This window comes from Enterococcus sulfureus ATCC 49903, assembly GCF_000407605.1.
In the GTDB taxonomy this organism is placed as follows: domain Bacteria; phylum Bacillota; class Bacilli; order Lactobacillales; family Enterococcaceae; genus Enterococcus_G; species Enterococcus_G sulfureus.
In genome coordinates this window covers 98794-114039 of record NZ_ASWO01000001.1, presented here as the reverse complement: position 1 = coordinate 114039, position 15246 = coordinate 98794, and the positions used below count along the sequence as shown (strand labels likewise).

Here is a 15246-nt window from a genome sequence, read left to right as displayed (position 1 = left end):
AAGGGGGAATTAAAGAGGAAGTAGGGAGAAAAAATGGTGAAAAAATTTCCAGAGAATTTTTGGTGGGGCGCTGCAACATCGGGTCCACAAAGTGAAGGTCGTTTTAATAAACAACATGCTAATGTATTTGATTATTGGTTCGAGCAGTCACCAGAAGAATTTTATGATCAAATCGGACCAGATGTAGCGTCTAATTTTTACAATAGTTTTGAAAGCGATTTATCGATGATGGAAGAGTTGTCATTTAATAGTCTTCGCACGTCGATTCAATGGTCGCGTTTAATCGATGATTTTGAAACAGGAAGTGTGAATCAGGATGCGGTACGTTTTTACAATGAAGTGATTGATACCATGATCCAAAAAGGTATTCGTCCTGTCATGAACTTGCATCATTTTGATATTCCTGTTGAACTTTACCATAAATATGGTGGGTGGGAATCGAAAAAAGTCGTGGAATTATTTGTATTATTTGCTAAACGCTGTTTTGAATTGTTTGGCGATCGGGTAAAGGACTGGTTTACACATAATGAGCCTATCGTCGTGGTTGAAGGAGGATATCTTCATCAATTTCATTATCCCAAACTAGTTGATGGAAAAAAAGCGATGCAAGTCGCGTATAATTTGAATTTGGCTTCAGCGAAAGTGATTCAATTATTTAAAGAAATGACTACATCTGGTGATAGCCGAATCGGTATTATTTTAAATTTAACCCCAACTTATCCAGCAACAAATTCTGCTGAAGATCAACAAGCAGCACATATCGCAGAATTATTTACCAACCGTTTGTTTTTAGATCCTGCGATTAAAGGAGAATTTCCTGAAGAATTAGTTGAGTTATTGAAAGAAAATCAAGTGTTGTGGGAAAGTACAAAAGAAGAATTAGCGATTATTAAACAATATACAATCGATTATTTAGGCGTGAACTATTACCATCCTCATCGTGTAAAGGCGCCTGATATTTCGCCAAATAGTGTTGGTGAATGGGTTCCTGATCGTTATTACGATGAATACGAACTTCCAGGAAGACGAATGAATCTCGACCGTGGATGGGAAATCTATCCAAAAGCAATTTATGATATTGCGCTTTCCATCAAAGAACACTATGGCAATATTGCTTGGTTTGTCTCTGAGAATGGTATGGGGATTTCAAATGAAGAACGCTATCAAGATGAAACTGGTGTAGTCAACGATCGTTATCGAATCGACTTTATGACGGAACATTTGACTTATCTTCATCAGGCGATCGAAGAAGGTGCAAATTGCTTTGGCTATCATTTATGGACGCCAATTGACTGCTGGTCTTGGAGTAACGCCTATAAAAATCGCTATGGATTGATTTCAAATAATATCCATACACAAATAAAAACAATCAAACGCTCTGGCTATTGGTTTAAACAAGTCGCAAAAGACAACTGCTTGCCTCAATCGGATGTAACTTTTTCTACCAAATTTTAAACGATAAGGAATGTGAAAATAGTGAATAATTTTATGGATCGATTATCTGAAAAGATTTTACCTTTTGCAAATAAATTAGGTCAAAACCGTTATTTATCTGTATTGCGCGATGCTTTCATGCTGTCATTTCCCTTAACTATGTTTGGATCGATTGTTGTTGTATTAAATAATCTCCCGTTCTTTAGTGATGCAACAAAAGGAACGCTAGGGAATTTGTTTGGGAATGGTCAAAATGCGACAATGAGTATTATGTCTGTTTTTGTTACATTTGGGATAGGCTATTATTTATCAAAATCTTATGATGTGGAAGGAATCTTTGGTGGAGCCGTCTCGTTTGCCAGTTTCTTATTGTTAACACCATTTATGATGACGACTGCTGATGGAGTAGAAGTAACCGGTGTATTGTCACTCGATCGTTTGGGTGCAAAAGGAATGTTCATCGGAATGATCGCTGCCTTTTTAGCCGCTGAGATCTATTGTCGGATCACTAAAAAAGGATGGCAAATCAAAATGCCTGATGGCGTACCACCGGCAGTATCAAAATCTTTTGCTGCATTGATTCCGGCTGTATTGACCTTAACGATCTTTTTATTGATCAATGCATTTGTAACCGGTGTCTTAAATACAAACTTACATGATGTCGTGTATGAAATTATTCAAAAACCTCTAGTTGGTTTAGGTAGTAGTTTACCAGCGACACTTCTTGCATTATTCTTTGTCCAATTTTTATGGTTCTTTGGATTACACGGTCAAATTATTGTCAATTCTGTGATGGATCCAATTTGGAATACTTTAATGTTAGATAATTTAGAAGCTTATAAAGCGGGTGAAACACTTCCGCATATTATTACAAAACCATTTATGGAAACATTCACAGTTGGATTAGGTGGTTCAGGGATGACGTTGGCGGTTGTTTTGATTATGGCATTTGTGATGAAGAAAAAACAATATAAAGATATTGGACGACTAAGCTTGGCTCCAGGAATCTTCAACGTTAATGAGCCTGCTATTTTTGGATTGCCAATCGTATTGAATGCGACGATTTTGATTCCGTGGGTCATTGCACCGATTTTGGTGACGACATTGAATTATTTAGTTATGGCAGCAGGGATCGTTCCCGCACCAACCGGCGTTTCCGTACCTTGGACCGTGCCGATCTTCTTTAGTGGAATGCTTGCAACAAATTCTGTTTTAGGTGGTTTGTTGCAATTGGTGGACATGGTAATCGTAGGCTTTATCTGGTATCCGTTCTTGCGGGTGTTAGATAAAGAAAAAGACAGTATGATTTAATAAAATAAGGGCGTGTGACCAATTTCGGTCACACACCCTTATTTTATTTTCGTTTTTCGTTAGCTAAAATGGTTAAAGATTCTTTTAATGACTGAAACATTCCTTTTTCACTATATACTAATACATTTGATTTGTAGAGATTTGCTGAAAATAAGGTCAAACCAATACCAAATAAGACTAATAATAAAAATGAGATACTAGCTTGAGCTAGGCTAGCAGTATTTGTTGCCAATCGAATCGGCATCACATAAGAAGAAATCAAAGGAATAAAAGAGGTCACTTTGATTACAATATTTTGTGGATCATTCGTCCCAAAAGTAAATCCGATAATATATCCAATCATCCCAATATATAAAATGGGTTGAACAGCTTTGGCAGTATCTTCTGGTTTGGAAACTAAAGATCCACATAAAGCTGCAAGTACCGCGTAAACCAAAATCCCAAAGATAAAGAAGAGTAGTGTAAACCAAAGAGCAGGTCCAAATAATTTATCTAGGGTAAAGTTTTCTAAAAGAGACTTCACGAAATCTAATTTTTTCAATTGGGTATATCCAATTGAAAAAGCTGCGACATAGACCACGATTTGTGTTAGTGCAACAAGGATAACACCGGTGAGTTTTCCATAAAAATGGGTTTTTGCTTTTGTACTAGATAAAATGACTTCCATAATTCGTGTTCCTTTTTCTGACGCGATTTCTTGTGCAATAATGGAAGAATAGCTGGTAATGAAAATAAATAGAACAATGGTGATCCCAATCACTAATATCAACTGAACAGCAGAATTGTCCTCGCCTTGAATCATTTTCCCTTGATCGTTAAAGGACACTTTTGTTTTTGAAAAAGTAGCTGGTTGAGATAAAGAAGCTGCCGCTTCAGTAGAAATATCAAGCGATTGCGCTCGAAGTGTACTTTGAATTTGAGAGAGCATCTGTTGAAGACCTAATTCTGTTGTGCTTCCAATCGAAGACGTATTATATAATGTAGCGACTACGGTATTATCGGTGGTATCTAGCTCCATAAAGCCATCAATTTTTTCGTTTTTCAATGCGTCTTGTGCCGCTTTTTGAGAGTCATAGGACTTAAATGAGAGATCTGCTACTTTGCTTTTTGTCAAAGCTTGACTCACCGTATGATCAGAGGTGACGATTCCAATCGTTGTATCACTAGAAAAGTTTGATGCAAGTGAGCCGGCTAAATAGATGATTCCCATCAATAGAAAAGGTGCGAGTAACATAATCAAAAAGGAGATCGAGCGGACGTTCTTTTTATACACATCTAAGGCAATGATCCAAAATTTATTCATGTTGTTCACCTGCTTTTCGTTTGAAAATTTCTTCTAAAGTCGGAGGTTGCTGATTGAACATTGGAATGTAGCCTTGTTTGGTTGCCAAAGCAAAGACTTCTTTTCCAATTTCTGGATGATCGAGCGTAAGTTCAAAACGATGATTGTCTTCTTTTACGATATGTAGACCTGGGATTGTTTCTAATTCAGTACGTGTAACAGGCGCTTCTAAAAATAGCTTTGTACGACCAAAAGATTCACGAATTTCCTGTACACTACCATTTAAAACAGTTTGGCCATTTCGTAGCATGATCAAGTGATCGCAAATCTGTTCGACGTTTTCCATGTTATGGCTTGAAAAGATCACACAAGAACCTTGTTCTTTTAGTTCGAGGATTCCATTTTTCAACAATTCAGCATTGACAGGATCAAGTCCACTAAATGGTTCGTCTAAAATCACTAATTTTGGTTCATGGATCAATGTAGCGATCAGTTGTACTTTTTGTTGATTCCCTTTAGAAAGCGATTTAACTTTGTCTGTTTTCTTGCCTTTGACTTGAAATTTTTCCATCCAAGCATCGATCTTAGGTTCGATCTCTTTTTTTGATTTTCCTCGTAATGCAGCAAAGTAGAGTAATTGATCTTGGATCGATAATTTGGGATATAACCCACGTTCTTCAGGAAGATAGCCGATAGTATTATAGTCTTTGTCGGTCAATTCGTGGCCATTCCATTTTACAGTCCCACTATCCTGATTTAAAAAGTCGAGAATCAAGCGAAACGTAGTTGTTTTTCCGGCTCCATTTTGCCCAATCAATCCTAAGATCTGACCATCTTGAATCTGTAACGAAAGGCGATCAACTGCTGTAAGTGTTCCAAATGTTTTTACCAACTCATGTACTTCTAACATAGAGACTCCTTTTATTCGTATTTTTACTCCTAATTCCCTTTAAGCCTAGTAGATAGTCCCGCAACTGTCAAGACGATTTGAAAATTAAGCTAGGTAAAAATTGTCTAACAATTTGATATCGAGTAAAATGGTAAAGGAGGTGGTTTTTTTGAAACCCAAATATGAAGAAATCGCCAATATCTTAAGAGAGCGTATCGATTCAGGAGTCTATGCCGAAGATACGTTGCTACCAAACCAAACAGAGTTGGTAACAGAATTTGATGCAAGTCGTATGACAATAAAAAAAGCAATTGATCTTCTAATGATGGAAGGGCGTGTGTATGCTAGACGAGGAGCTGGAACGAAAGTTTTGAATCGATCGTTCTGGAACAAAGATACCTCTCCAGTTGGTGAATATGATGGGTTAAGTAAGCAGATGGCAGCAAAACATAAAACTTTAACCAGTAAAGTGATTTGTTTTGAAGTCATGTTTCCAAGTGCGGAAGTTCAGCAACGCCTGATGATCCAAGCACAGCAACCTGTTTATAAATTGATTCGGTTACGGATTTTAGAAGGGGTACCGTATTTGATTGAACATACGTATATGCCATGCGATCTCGTACCTGGATTAACTACAGAAATTTTACTGCATTCGATTTACGATTACGTAAAAGGAGAACTTGGTCTGCAATTTGGTGGAGCATATCGCAGTATCCAAGCGGATCGTTCGGATACGTATGATCAAGAGTATTTGTCTTGTGCAGTGGAAGATCCAGTTTTAGAAGTAGAACAAGTCGTTTATTTAAAAGATGGTCGACCACTAGAATATTCAAAAAGCCGTAATCGTTTCGACGTAAGAGGCTATTCGATGAGTAGTGTGGACGCGTAATAAAGAGATGCGAAGAAAGGAAGTTTTATAAGATGAAAAGAGTACGATTAATTATCAACCCTAGTTCAGGTCAAGAACAAGCAAAAGAATATGCTGCGTTAGCCGAAGAGAAATTACGGTCAATGTTTGATCGAGTAGACATTCAGTATACTGAAAAAGAAGATGATGCGACTCGCTTTGCAGATGAAGCAGCCCGAATTGGTTACGATGCTGTATTTGCAATGGGTGGAGATGGCACGGTAGATGAAGTGATCAACGGACTAGCTGAACATGAAGTCCGGCCATTATTTGGTTTCTTTCCATTAGGAACAGTCAATGATCTAGGACGAGCATTAAATCTACCTTTAGATCCTAAAGAAGCTATTGAATGTATTTCATTTGATCAAATCAAACCTTTAGATATTGGAAAAATCAATGACCGCTACTTTATGGATGTAGTGGCGATCGGGACGATTCCAGAATCGATCAATGATGTCGATCCCGAATCAAAAACGAAACTAGGAAAATTCGCCTATATTTTTTCAGGATTAAAACAATTGATTAAAAATGAATCTTATGATTTCTTATTAAAATTTGATCAAACGGAAGTCGAGACGACAAGTAGTTTGATTTTGATTGGCTTAACCAATTCGATTGGTGGATTCGAGCAATTATTGCCGAAAGCGCAAGTCGATGATGGTCAATTTCATTTGCTTTATTTAAAAGATCAATCGATGCTAGATGTAATCAAAAGTATCCCTGAATTGTATCAAGGGGTTGAAACATCAAGTGAAAATGTGGGCTACCATACCTTTAAAAAAGGAACGATTGAACTAACAACTGCGACACACTTAGAGACCAATGTCGATGGAGATCCTGGTCCAGCTCTACCTGTTACATTAGAGATTTATCCACAGCATTTACAAGTATTTTGTGGCCCTGAAGATCAAAAGGTGGAAAAATAAATGGATATTCGGGTCGTAACGCAGCAAGATATACCCGCGATCTTAGCGATCTATAGTCATTACGTGCGCGAAACTGCGACAACATTTGAATATGAAATACCAACACTAAGCGAATTTTCTAAACGGGTGCACGAAATAACAGCACGTTATCCTTATATCGTTGCTTGTGAACAGGACCGCGTCGTAGGATATGCCTATGCGAGCACATACAAAGCGCGAGCTGCTTATGACTGGAGTGCAGAAGTCAGTGTCTATCTAGCGCCTGAAGCCATTGGAAAAAAAATCGGACGTGCACTGTATGAAGAACTTGAGCACGCATTACGCACACAACAAGTACACCAAGTGCTCGCTTGCATTACGTCAGCTAATTGTTCTAGTATTTCGTTTCATGAAAAAATGGGATATCATGTAGTCGGACAGTTTCAACAAGTAGGCTATAAATTTGATCAATGGTGGGACATTACATGGATGCAAAAGCAATTGCTCACATCTGAAAGGCCCGCTGATTTTTGTCCCTTTGGATCTGGAGGAGAATCAAAATGATTGGATTATTTTTAGCAAGTGGAATTGCTGCAGGAATTTTAGGTGCAATTTTAGGACTAGGTGGCGGAATTATCGTCACCCCTTTTTTGACCTTAGCGCTAGGGATCGATATCAAGTATGCAATCGGTGCAAGTGTTATTTCTGTAATCGCAACTAGTTCTGGTGCGAGTATCGCCTATTTGAAAGACGATTTATTGAACCTACGTGTCGCCATGTTTTTAGAAATCGCCACGACTCTTGGTGCAATCGTAGGAGCATTGTTGACGGGAATATTTGCTCCTGACGTACTGTATATTTTTTTTGGTTCACTGCTATTATTTTCTGCTTATAATATGGTAAAAAAATTAATCGGTCGTAGCAAAGAGGTACGTTATCAAGGCCCAGTATCTCCGCTCGTTACTCGGTTGCAATTAAATGGTTCTTATTACGATAAACAAGAAAAAAAGACGATTTCTTATCAATTGACCAATCTAACGGGAGGATTTTCAATGATGTTTGGCGCTGGGATCGCAAGTGGTCTTTTAGGAATCGGAAGCGGTGCGTTCAAAGTATTGGCCATGGATACGATCATGAAAATGCCGTTAAAACCATCTAGCGCGACGAGCAATCTTATGATGGGGGTTACGGCTGCTGCAAGTGCGACGATTTATTTTTTCAATGGATCGATTCAGCCAACTATTGCGGCGCCTTTAGCTATTGGTGTGTTGATCGGATCTACGATTGGTACGCGGATCATGCAAAAATTAAAAACCAAGACGATTCGCTTTATCTTTGTTCCAATTTTACTTTATTTGGGTATTCAAATGGTGATCAAAGGATTTGGAGGTATATAATGAAGTCAAACGAACAAGAGATTCAGCAAATCGAAGTATTGATTGGCCGTATTTTAGCTACAGGAACTTATGTGTCCGCTGGTTTTTTAGTTATCGGACTGTTCTTGACGTTACAAGATACAAATCAAGTGTTTGTAGCGACTGATTTATTTTCATGGTCAAAAACGATCTATGGGCTGACACATTTGATTCCAGATACCTATTTATTAGTAGGATTGTTTTTATTAATTCTGACGCCTGTGTTGCGCGTACTGGTTTCGATTTTTTTATTTGTCAAACAACGTGATCTTATTTATACAGGTATTACGATTTTAGTATTCTTGATTCTAATCATCAGTATGGTATTTGGGATAGAAGGATAAAGGGGGAGGGTTTATTTGGCGAAACGCAAAGACTTGATTTGGTCTTACTTACAATCAAGAGCAACGAAACAAAGTGGATTTACAACAAAAGAAATCGCAGAAGCGTTAGGCATGCAGCGTTCAAATGTGAGTAAAGAATTAAATGAGTGGGTTCGTCAAGAAAAGTTAAGTAAACGCGACGGACGTCCAGTTACATACTTTTTATTAGAAGCTGTAACAAGGGTTACACCAGAACGTAAACAGCCACCAATTGAAAAATATGTTCCTAGTTACAAAGAAACACCAGTTGAGCAATCGCGCTTAACGCTTGAGAAATCACAAGATGTATTTCAGACGATCATTGGGATCAATGGCTCGATGAAAAATGCGGGTGAACAAGCAAAAGCTGCGATTTTATATCCACCAAAAGGCCTGAATTGTTTGATCACAGGACCGACTGGATCTGGAAAGACACATTTCGCACATGCTATGTTTCAATTTGCGCGTCAAAATGAAGTGATTGCTGCGGATAAAGAGTTGATTGTATTTAACTGCGCCGACTATGCACATAATCCAGAACTCTTAATGAGTCATTTATTTGGGTATGCGAAAGGAGCATTTACTGGCGCAGAAAAAGATAAAGAAGGCATCATTGAAGAAGCTAATGATGGGATGCTTTTTTTAGATGAGATCCATCGGTTGCCACCTGAAGGACAAGAAATGATTTTTTATTTTATGGATCATGGGCGCTATAATCGACTAGGTGAAAGTGGAAAAAATCGTCAAGCCAGTGTAAGGATTATTGGAGCGACAACTGAAAATCCTTCCTCGACTTTACTAGGGACGTTTTTAAGACGTATTCCGATTACGATCCAACTACCTTCATTTGATGAACGACCTGCGATCGAAAAAATCGATTTGGTCAAGGTCATGGTCGCACAAGAGGCTAAACGGATTGAACGGACGATTTCGTTAACTGAAGACGTCGTCAAATCACTGATTGGGGCGGTGACGTTTGGAAATATTGGACAGTTAAAATCAAATGTACAATTGATTTGTGCAAGAGGATTTTTAAACCATATGTATCATCATGAAATTGAAATTACGATGGATGATGTACCAGAAGGGATTCGTTCAGGTTTAGTGCATTTAGCAGGTAAGCGTCAAAACTTAACTTCTCTATCACAATATTTGACTTCTAAATTAGTGATCCAACCAGATGATGCACTAATCGACATCCAAACAGGATCGTACGATTTGCCTTACAATTTATATGATATTATTGGAGATAAAGCAGATTTATTGAAAGCTGAAGGGGTGGATCAAGAAACGATTCATCATTTTATTTCAACCGACATCAATGTCCATTTAAAATCATTTTATAAAAATCATGGCTTTTCATTTCAATCTGAGAATAAGTTGAGTGAGTTTGTAGATCCTAAAATTATTGAATTGACCAATCAATTGTATCAGACCGTTCATGCGCGATTTGGAGAAGCGATCGAACAGAATTTTTTATATGCGATGAGTTTGCATATCAGTTCATTTATGAAAAAAATTCAGTTAGGAGATATTCGCTATTCAAATGATAATATTCGAGAAATGGTGCATAGCTATCCAGAAGAATTAGAACTTGCTCATGAAATTCGTAAACAGATCGCTGACTTTTTTGACGTAGAGATCCCACAAGCAGAAGAAGATTATCTTGCCGTATTATTGATTTCGTTGCGCAATGCCTCAATGACAGGAAAAATTGGTGTAGTTGTAGCAGCTCATGGAGAAAGTACAGCAAGTAGTATGGTCGATGTCGTCAAATCGTTACTAGGCGTCGATCAAATCGCTGCGGTAGATATGCCGCTAGATATGTCACCAAAAGTAGCTTATGAAAAAGTAGTGGAATCGGTGAAACGTGTGCATGATTATAGCGGGGTTCTTCTGATGGTAGATATGGGATCATTGGCGACATTCCAAGAACAAATTCAGCGGGATACAGGGATTAAAGTACGGACACTCGACATGGTTACAACGCCAAATGTTTTAGAAGCTGCTCGTAAAGCTTCTGTAATCGGCAGTGATCTAGATAGTATTTACGATGCATTACGAACATTTCGCGGATATGGTCATGTACAAGAAAAAGCAACGACTACGAAAAAAGATCGAGTCATCTTAGCGATTTGTGCTTCTGGTGAAGGGACAGCTCAACAAGTGAAAAAAATCATTGAAACTTCATTAGGACAGCAACATATCGAAGATTTAAAAGTATTGACACTTTCTGTATTGGAACTCAACACAAGATTGGCTGATCTTGTTGAGCAATATGAGATCATTGCATCGACAGGAGTTGTAGATCCAAAAATCGAAGCACCATTTATTTCATTGGAACGTTTTATCAATGCAGATACGGATGAATTGATTGATTATTTATTGATGGAATCTGATTTTGAAGAGCAATTACTAGAAGAAGAAGGTCAACTTGATTTGGAACATGCAAAACAAGCTTGTTTACGTTTTATGGCAGATGGGTTGACCTTTTTCAATCCGGAAAAGCTCATCGATCCGCTTTGGCTATTTGCAGATCAATTGCTTGATGTATTTTCGATTGAAGATGAGACGTATGCCTTTCGTACAAATATCGTGACGCATTGTAGTGGAATGGTGGAGCGTGCTTTACTAAAACGCCCGTTAACTGCGACAAGTGAGCAACTAATCAGTCTTCATCACTTTCCAGCGTATTCCTTTTTACATCGAGAATTGACAAAATTAGTCACACCATTTGGCTTAGATATTGCGGAGACGGAAGAATATTATTTGACGGAGATGATCCGTTTAAAAATCGATACACAATAATACACTGTGATGAAAATCATACTGTATTTGTATACACTAAAACGATACACTAATAAAAGTGTATCGTTTTAGTGTTTTTTTAGCTTGTAATTCACTCTTTTTTTAGTGTATATAAAAGTTGGCACGCTTCTTGCTACTAATAGAATTGAAAGGCCAATTTATCAATAGATAACAAAAATGTAAGCATAAGGAGAACTCAGATGGTAATTCGCTTAGCAAGGATTGATGATCGATTGATCCATGGACAAGTTGCAACTGCTTGGACAAAAATGACCAATATCAATCGAATAATCGTTGTGAGCGACGAAGTGGCGAAAGATCCATTTCGAACTGTTTTATTGAAAGAAGCTGCCCCACCAGGCATTCGTGCAAACGTGGTAACCATTGAAAAAATGCTGCAGATTCGTGATTATTCTTTATTTTCTGAACAAGCTATTCTTTTATTGTTTACGAATCCGCAAGATGTGGTTCGCGTTGTTCAAGGAGGATTATCCTTATCAAGTGTGAATATCGGTGGCATGCGCTTTCAAGTTGGCAAGCATATGCTTACAAATTATGTTTCTATTGACGAAAAGGATCGGCAAGCCTTTTATGATCTTCATTCTCGAGGGATCGAGTTGGAGTTGCGAAAAGTTCCGACAGATCGTAAATTATCCTTGATCGATTTATTAGAGAAGGAGAAAAAATGACACAAATGTCAAAAAAGTATAGGAGGGAAAAGAATGGTCGGAATAATTTTAGCCAGCCATGGTGATTTCGCTAAAGGGATTTTACAATCAGGTGCGATGATTTTTGGAGAACAGCAAAATGTTGCCGCGTGTGTATTAGAACCTAGTGAAGGACCAGATGATATCAAGGCAAAAATGGAAGCAGCGATTGCGTCATTTGATAGCCAAGATGAAATCTTATTTTTAGTTGATTTATGGGGAGGAACACCTTTCAACCAAGCCAATAGTTTGTTTGAAGCGCATAAAGAAAACTGGGCGATCGTTGCCGGAATGAATTTGCCAATGGTGATTGAAGCCTATGCTTCTCGTTTTTCAATGGAATCTGCACAAGATATTGCAAAAGCGATCATCAACACAGCTAAAGATGGTGTGAAGGTAAAACCGGAAGAATTAGAACCAGAAGTTGCCGCACCTGTTCAAGCAGAAGCTCCTCAAGGGGCAATGGCGCCAGGAACAGTCGTTGGCGACGGTAAGATCAAGTATGTTCTTGCACGTATCGATACTCGCTTACTGCATGGTCAAGTAGCTACAGCATGGACTAAAGCAACTTTGCCAACACGTATTATCGTTGTCTCTGATGCCGTAGCAAAAGATGATCTACGTAAAAAATTGATCGAACAAGCCGCTCCTCCAGGAGTAAAAGCAAATGTCGTACCGATCAAAAAAATGATCGAAGTGGCAAAAGATCCTCGTTTTGGTGGAACAAAAGCATTATTACTTTTTGAAAATCCTGAAGATTTATTAAAAGCTGTTGAAGGTGGCGTAGACATTAAAGAAGTCAACGTAGGCTCAATGGCACATTCTACAGGTAAAGTGGTTGTAAATAAAGTACTTTCAATGGGAACTGAAGATGTTGAAACGTTTGAAAAATTAGAGAAAATGGGCGTTAAATTTGACGTTCGTAAAGTACCGAATGATTCGAAGAGCAATATGAATGACTTATTGAAAAAAGCAAAACAAGAGTTAGGTAAAGCTTAACGTCAAATATAAGGAGGATTAAGATATGTCGATTATATCTATGATTTTAGTCATCGTCGTTGCGTTTTTAGCGGGGATGGGAGGGATTTTGGATGAATTCCAATTTCACCAACCATTAGTTGCTTGTACGTTGATTGGATTAGTAACAGGAAATCTTGGAGCCGGAATCGTTTTAGGTGGTTCACTTCAAATGATCGCACTAGGTTGGGCGAACATTGGGGCTGCAGTAGCTCCCGATGCAGCACTTGCTTCAGTAGCATCAGCAATTATTTTAGTTTTAGGTGGTCAAGGAGTTAAAGGGGTAGACTCAGCGATTGCAGTAGCGATTCCATTAGCTGTAGCTGGTTTATTCTTGACAATGTTAGTTCGTACGATCGCCGTGCCGATCATTCACTTTATGGATGCTGCAGCAGAACAAGGAGACTACCGTAAAATCGAATTTTGGCATATTGTAGCCGTATGTTTACAAGGGATTCGTATTGCGATTCCAGCAGCAGCACTATTATTTATTCCAGCAGATGTTGTGCGTAATTTCTTAGAATCAATGCCAGCATGGTTAACAGATGGTATGGCAATTGGTGGGGGAATGGTTGTTGCGGTAGGTTACGCGTTAGTAATCAACATGATGGCAACAAGAGAAGTTTGGCCATTCTTCATTATCGGTTTTGTTATTGCGGCGATTTCACAATTAACTTTAATCGCTATTGGTGCGTTAGCTATCGCAATTGCATTGATCTACTTGAACCTTTCTGATATGGGTGGATCTTCTAAAGGCGGCGGTGGAAACACTGGTGATCCATTAGGCGATATTTTAAACGACTACTAAGCGAAAGAAGGAGGAAAAAACAACATGGCAGATAGAATTGAATTAACCAAAAAAGACCGGATGTCCGTAGCATGGCGTTCAACATTTATTCAAGGTTCTTGGAACTATGAACGTATGCAAAATGGTGGTTGGGCATTTGCAATGATCCCGGCAATCAAAAAATTATATAAAACAAAAGAAGATCGTGCGGCAGCATTAAAACGTCACTTGGAATTCTTTAATACACATCCATATATCGCTTCACCAATTTTAGGGGTAACGTTAGCCTTAGAAGAAGATCGCGCAAACGGCGCACCAGTTGATGATGTAGCCATCCAAGGGGTAAAAGTTGGGATGATGGGTCCTTTAGCTGGTGTTGGTGATCCAGTATTCTGGTTTACTGTTCGTCCAATGCTAGGTGCATTAGGGGCTTCATTAGCTTTAACTGGAAATATCTTAGGTCCGATTTTATTCTTTGTTTTATGGAATATTATTCGTTGGGCATTTATGGTTTATACACAAGAATTTGGTTACAAAGCAGGATCAAAAATCACAGAAGATTTATCAGGTGGATTACTGCAAAAAGTAACAAAAGGTGCTTCGATCCTCGGAATGTTCGTATTAGGATCGTTAGTTCAACGTTGGGTATCCATCAAATTTACACCAGTGATTTCACGTGTAAAATTAGATGATGGTGCATATGTAGATTGGGATAAAATCCCATTGTCAGGCCAAGGACTAAAAGATGCATTTGGTCAAGTTGCTTCAGGTCGCGCATTAGATGCAACAAAAGTGACAACGTTACAAGATAACTTGGATCAATTGATTCCAGGACTTGCCGCTTTATTGTTAACTTTAGGTTGTATGTGGTTATTGAAGAAAAAAGTTTCTCCAATCGTGATCATTTTAGGTTTATTCGTAGTCGGTGTTGTCGGCCACGTAATTGGTTTGTTATAATATAGAAAAACGGAAATGAAGGTCTTAGTTAAGGCCTTCATTTTTACATAAAAGGTGGAGGATAATATGGTACAGTCTATTAATTCTAAAGTCGATTTGGTAATTGATGCAACATCTTATCTAGGGATTACGGATTATGGAAAGATCATGATCGGAAATCATGGATTTGAGTTTTTTAACGATCGGGATGCACGAAAATATATCCAAATCCCTTGGGAGGAAGTAGACTACGTCATTGCCTCTGTTATGTTTAAAGGGAAATGGATTCCACGTTATGCGATCCAAACGAAAAAAAACGGAACTTATACATTTGCTTCAAAACATCCTAAAAAAGTGTTGCGTGCGATTCAAGAATATGTGGAGCCTAGTCATATGGTTCGCTCTTTGACTTTTACGGATGTCGTAAAACGTGGAGTTGTAGCATTATTTACGGGAAAAAAGAAATCGAAATAAAGATAGGCCTCC

15 protein-coding genes are annotated in these 15246 nt (G+C 38.3%); 13 read left to right on the top strand and 2 right to left on the bottom strand.

Translation table 11 applies throughout. The annotated features are described in order from the left end of the window. The first annotated feature begins 33 nt into the window (after positions 1-33). Positions 34-1455 (top strand): glycoside hydrolase family 1 protein, encoded by a 1422-nt coding sequence (locus I573_RS00560; protein ID WP_016184606.1) that lies wholly within the window; start codon positions 34-36, stop codon positions 1453-1455. Between the two features lie 21 nt (positions 1456-1476). After that, positions 1477-2745: a PTS cellobiose transporter subunit IIC gene (gene celB / locus I573_RS00555; protein ID WP_016184605.1), complete on the top strand. Its 1269-nt coding sequence runs from the start codon at positions 1477-1479 to the stop codon at positions 2743-2745. 43 nt (positions 2746-2788) lie between these two features. On the opposite strand, the gene I573_RS00550 is transcribed toward celB, so the two are convergent. Beyond that, entirely contained in the window at positions 2789-4048 is a 1260-nt protein-coding gene (locus I573_RS00550; protein ID WP_016184604.1) for an ABC transporter permease, read from the bottom strand. Beyond that, the gene (locus I573_RS00545; RefSeq protein ID WP_016184603.1) at positions 4041-4937 is read right to left on the bottom strand and encodes an ABC transporter ATP-binding protein; all 897 of its coding nucleotides are present in this window, start codon (positions 4935-4937) and stop codon (positions 4041-4043) included. The genes I573_RS00550 and I573_RS00545 overlap by 8 nt, the downstream gene beginning before the upstream one ends. Positions 4938-5085: 148 nt before the next feature. On the opposite strand from I573_RS00545, the gene I573_RS00540 reads away from it, so the two are divergent. From I573_RS00540 to I573_RS00490, 11 genes are all read left to right on the top strand, one after another. Continuing rightward, on the top strand, positions 5086-5805 hold the full coding sequence (locus tag I573_RS00540) for a GntR family transcriptional regulator (RefSeq protein ID WP_016184602.1): 720 nt from the start codon (positions 5086-5088) through the stop codon (positions 5803-5805). Between the two features lie 32 nt (positions 5806-5837). Next, positions 5838-6749 (top strand): diacylglycerol/lipid kinase family protein, encoded by a 912-nt coding sequence (locus I573_RS00535; protein ID WP_016184601.1) that lies wholly within the window; start codon positions 5838-5840, stop codon positions 6747-6749. After that, positions 6750-7292 (top strand): GNAT family N-acetyltransferase, encoded by a 543-nt coding sequence (locus I573_RS00530; protein ID WP_016184600.1) that lies wholly within the window; start codon positions 6750-6752, stop codon positions 7290-7292. It begins immediately after the preceding gene. Beyond that, entirely contained in the window at positions 7289-8125 is an 837-nt protein-coding gene (locus tag I573_RS00525; RefSeq protein ID WP_016184599.1) for a sulfite exporter TauE/SafE family protein, read from the top strand. Before I573_RS00530 ends, I573_RS00525 begins: the two co-directional genes overlap by 4 nt. Continuing rightward, positions 8125-8487: a DUF1634 domain-containing protein gene (locus I573_RS00520; RefSeq protein ID WP_016184598.1), complete on the top strand. Its 363-nt coding sequence runs from the start codon at positions 8125-8127 to the stop codon at positions 8485-8487. The genes I573_RS00525 and I573_RS00520 overlap by 1 nt, the downstream gene beginning before the upstream one ends. Positions 8488-8502: 15 nt before the next feature. After that, positions 8503-11313 (top strand): sigma-54-dependent transcriptional regulator, encoded by a 2811-nt coding sequence (locus I573_RS00515; RefSeq protein ID WP_016184597.1) that lies wholly within the window; start codon positions 8503-8505, stop codon positions 11311-11313. A 200-nt stretch (positions 11314-11513) separates the two neighbouring features. After that, complete coding sequence (locus I573_RS00510; RefSeq protein WP_016184596.1) at positions 11514-12002, top strand: mannose/fructose/sorbose PTS transporter subunit IIB; 489 nt, start codon at positions 11514-11516, stop codon at positions 12000-12002. Between the two features lie 33 nt (positions 12003-12035). Then, positions 12036-13019: a mannose/fructose/sorbose PTS transporter subunit IIA gene (locus tag I573_RS00505; protein ID WP_016184595.1), complete on the top strand. Its 984-nt coding sequence runs from the start codon at positions 12036-12038 to the stop codon at positions 13017-13019. 25 nt (positions 13020-13044) lie between these two features. Beyond that, positions 13045-13845 (top strand): PTS mannose/fructose/sorbose transporter subunit IIC, encoded by an 801-nt coding sequence (locus I573_RS00500; protein WP_016184594.1) that lies wholly within the window; start codon positions 13045-13047, stop codon positions 13843-13845. Positions 13846-13869: 24 nt separating this feature from the next. Next, the gene (locus I573_RS00495) at positions 13870-14781 is read left to right on the top strand and encodes a PTS system mannose/fructose/sorbose family transporter subunit IID (protein WP_016184593.1); all 912 of its coding nucleotides are present in this window, start codon (positions 13870-13872) and stop codon (positions 14779-14781) included. 66 nt (positions 14782-14847) lie between these two features. Next, positions 14848-15234 carry a DUF956 family protein gene (locus I573_RS00490; RefSeq protein ID WP_016184592.1) on the top strand — a complete coding sequence of 129 codons (387 nt, stop codon included), beginning with the start codon at positions 14848-14850 and terminating at the stop codon, positions 15232-15234. The last annotated feature ends 12 nt before the right edge of the window (positions 15235-15246 follow it).

Bases quoted from the DNA above. Each gene is read 5' to 3' on its own strand.
- I573_RS00560 (WP_016184606.1), top strand. From the start codon at position 34: ATGGTGAAAAAATTTCCAGAGAATTTTTGGTGGGGCGCTGCAACATCG.
- I573_RS00550 (WP_016184604.1), bottom strand. From the start codon at position 4,048: ATGAATAAATTTTGGATCATTGCCTTAGATGTGTATAAAAAGAACGTC.
- I573_RS00545 (WP_016184603.1), bottom strand. From the start codon at position 4,937: ATGTTAGAAGTACATGAGTTGGTAAAAACATTTGGAACACTTACAGCA.
- I573_RS00535 (WP_016184601.1), top strand. From the start codon at position 5,838: ATGAAAAGAGTACGATTAATTATCAACCCTAGTTCAGGTCAAGAACAA.
- I573_RS00530 (WP_016184600.1), top strand. From the start codon at position 6,750: ATGGATATTCGGGTCGTAACGCAGCAAGATATACCCGCGATCTTAGCG.
- I573_RS00525 (WP_016184599.1), top strand. From the start codon at position 7,289: ATGATTGGATTATTTTTAGCAAGTGGAATTGCTGCAGGAATTTTAGGT.
- I573_RS00520 (WP_016184598.1), top strand. From the start codon at position 8,125: ATGAAGTCAAACGAACAAGAGATTCAGCAAATCGAAGTATTGATTGGC.
- I573_RS00510 (WP_016184596.1), top strand. From the start codon at position 11,514: ATGGTAATTCGCTTAGCAAGGATTGATGATCGATTGATCCATGGACAA.
- I573_RS00505 (WP_016184595.1), top strand. From the start codon at position 12,036: ATGGTCGGAATAATTTTAGCCAGCCATGGTGATTTCGCTAAAGGGATT.
- I573_RS00500 (WP_016184594.1), top strand. From the start codon at position 13,045: ATGTCGATTATATCTATGATTTTAGTCATCGTCGTTGCGTTTTTAGCG.
- I573_RS00495 (WP_016184593.1), top strand. From the start codon at position 13,870: ATGGCAGATAGAATTGAATTAACCAAAAAAGACCGGATGTCCGTAGCA.
- I573_RS00490 (WP_016184592.1), top strand. From the start codon at position 14,848: ATGGTACAGTCTATTAATTCTAAAGTCGATTTGGTAATTGATGCAACA.